We start from the raw sequence: 2,539 nt of genomic DNA, 5'->3' as shown, positions 1-2,539 counted from the left end.
CCGTATCTTCGAGGCCGGACACACGACCGCACCTGATCACATGCCCGACCGTGCCCAAGATTCCGCTTGCATCCAAGGGGGCGTCCACACACGTCCGGCCTGAGCGCTACCCGGGCCATTTCCAAGGCAGCAGGTCATCGACCTTTGTGATCTTGTAATCAGGGATACGGGCCAGGGTGTCGGCGAGCCAGGCATGGGGATCGCTGACGTTGAGCTTGGCTGTTTCGATCAGGGTGTAGGCGATGGCGGCGGCCTTTCCACCTGCCTCGGAACCGACGAATAGGTAGTTTTTCCGCCCGAGGGCGATGGCGCGCATGCCGCGTTCGGCGGCGTTGTTGTCGAGTTCGAGGATGCCGTTGTCGAGGTAGGGGCGCAGGCGTTCCATCCTGGTGAGGGCGTATCGGATGGCGGCCGCTAGCGGGGATTTCCCCGAGATCGTGGTGAGTTGCATGGCCAGCCAGACTTCCAGGTCATCGAAGACCGGGGCGGCATGTGCCTTACGGAGTTCGGCGCGGCGGTCCGGTGGCGAACCTCGGGCTTCCTTCTCGACGGCATAGAGCCGGGCGATGCGGCCGATGGCCTCCTCAGCGATCGGCGAACCTTGCGATCGGTGGATGTCCACGAACTTGCGCCTGACATGGGCCATGCAGGCGACCTCGCGGATGGCGCCGGAACGGTAGAGATCCTCGAACCCGGCATAGCCGTCGGCATGCATCCAGCCGCGGAAACGGGCCAGATGATCCTTGGGGTGCTGACCCTTGCGGTCGCCCGAGAAGCGATACCATGCGGCAGGCGGAGCATCGCCATCCCATGGGCGCTCATCGCGGGCATAGGTCCAGAGCCGGGCCGTCTGGGTCTTGCCGGTGCCGGGCGCCAGCATCCGCACCGGCGTATCGTCGGCGAAGATCGCCTCGGCCGACAGGACATGGCGCCCGATGGCCTCGGCCAGTGGCTCCAGAAGGGTGGTGGTCTTGCCGACCCAGTCGGCCAGGGTCGATCGGTCGAGATCGAGCCCTTCGCGGCCGAAGATCTGGCTCTGGCGATAGAGGGGGAGATGGTCGGCATACTTGCTGACCAGCACATGGGCCAGCAGACCCGGCCCGGGGCGACCGCGCTCGATCGGGCGCGACGGCAGCGGGGCCTGGACGAAGCGTTCGCAGCAAGCGCAGGTCAGCCGGGGGCGGACAATCCGGTTCACGATGAAGCGCCCAGGAACATACTCCAGCTCTTCCGTGACGTCCTCGCCGATCCGGCGCAGGCGACCGCCGCAATCGGCACAGGCATCGGCGCCGGGCATCAGTTCCACCTCCATCCGGGGGATATGATCCGGGATCGGACGGCGCTTGGGTTTGCCCTTCTCCTCGATGTCCGGCAGACGCATCCGCGCCGTCATCGCGGCGGCCGCGATCTCGCTGGCCTCAAGAGCCAACTGAAGCTGTTCTGCCGTCTCCGAGGACGCGCCGAACCGGTGTGCCCGGTGCCCGGCCAGTTGGTGCCGCAGCTTCTCGATCAGGATCGCCTGCGCCTTCACCTCGGCCAGAAGCCGCGCGGTGAAGCTGCGCAACTCCTCGGGATCTTCCGGCAGGGTCAGGGTCTGATCGAGCATGCAAGGAGTTTATCCCACGGGATTCCTTATGGGAATCATTCTCTTGTGGCCCCCCCTGATTATCCCGCTGCCAAGGGCCGCCACGTTCGCTCCGGGGCACGCCAGTCGATCCCTTCCAGGAGCATCGACAACTGCGCCGGTGTCAGCGCCACCTTCCCCTCCTTGGCCGAGGGCCAGACGAACCGGCCCCGCTCCAGCCGCTTCATGAACATGCAGGCCCCCTGGCCATCCCACCAGATGACCTTCACCAGATCACCGCGACGGCCGCGGAAGACGAAGAGATGCCCGCCGAAAGGATCCTGCTTCAGCACCGCCTCGGCCTGCGCCGCCAAGGAAGCAAAGCCCTTGCGCATGTCGGTGACCCCGGCAGCCAGCCAGACCCGCGTGTTGGCCGGAACCGGGATCACGCCGAAAGTCCCCGGATCAGCCGCGCCAGCGCCTCAGGATCATAGCTGCCGCTGATCCGCATCCGGTGACCGCCCGCCAGCTCGATCTCGATGTGGTTCTCGGCGGCAGGTGCCGCCGGAGTAGACCTGGTCTCCGCGACGATCTCTACGGGCAGAAACCGCGCCTCCTCTGCTGGGCGCGCAACCGAGGTGGGGTCCGGCGCATAACGGGGATCGCGCAGCCACTTGAAGATCAGGTTCGCGTTCACCGCGTAGCGCCGCGCCACCTGAGCCACGGAAACGCCCGGCGCCGCCGTCTGGAAACAGATCGAACGCTTCTCCTCATCCGTCCAAAGTCGCTTCGTCCGACGCGCCATGCCATCACCATAGTGTCCACTATCAATGGTGGACACTATCCGCCTCTTTCACCACGCGGCAGGGCGGTCAGGCCGGACGTGTGTGGACGCCCCCTTGGATGCAAGCGGAATCTTGGGCACGGTCGGGCATGTGATCAGGTGCGGTCGTGTGTCCGGCCTCGAAGATACGG

The 2,539-nt window shown here is 65.9% G+C and carries 3 protein-coding genes; all 3 read right to left on the bottom strand.

Annotated features, from left to right (window positions below; genetic code table 11):
• Positions 1-106: 106 nt before the first annotated feature.
• From tnpC to tnpA, 3 genes are read right to left on the bottom strand one after another with little or no spacing between them, the layout of a single operon-like run.
• The gene (gene tnpC / locus ACDP63_RS24515; protein WP_409928822.1) at positions 107-1,606 is read right to left on the bottom strand and encodes an IS66 family transposase; all 1,500 of its coding nucleotides are present in this window, start codon (positions 1,604-1,606) and stop codon (positions 107-109) included.
• A 59-nt stretch (positions 1,607-1,665) separates the two neighbouring features.
• Positions 1,666-2,013 carry an IS66 family insertion sequence element accessory protein TnpB gene (gene tnpB, locus ACDP63_RS24510; RefSeq protein WP_018000156.1) on the bottom strand — a complete coding sequence of 116 codons (348 nt, stop codon included), beginning with the start codon at positions 2,011-2,013 and terminating at the stop codon, positions 1,666-1,668.
• A complete protein-coding gene (gene tnpA / locus ACDP63_RS24505; RefSeq protein ID WP_409928821.1) occupies positions 2,010-2,405 on the bottom strand; it encodes an IS66-like element accessory protein TnpA in 396 nt (131 codons plus the stop codon). Before tnpA ends, tnpB begins: the two co-directional genes overlap by 4 nt.
• Positions 2,406-2,539 lie beyond the last annotated feature (134 nt).

Origin of the sequence: Paracoccus sp. P2 (assembly GCF_046335115.1) — a bacterium.
Lineage (GTDB): Bacteria > Pseudomonadota > Alphaproteobacteria > Rhodobacterales > Rhodobacteraceae > Paracoccus > Paracoccus pantotrophus.
The sequence above is the reverse complement of the archived record's forward strand: the minus strand, read 5'-3'. Positions and strand labels throughout refer to the sequence as shown.

Coding starts and splice junctions, on each gene's coding strand:
- tnpC (WP_409928822.1), bottom strand. CDS start 1,606: ATGCTCGATCAGACCCTGACCCTGCCGGAAGATCCCGAGGAGTTGCGC.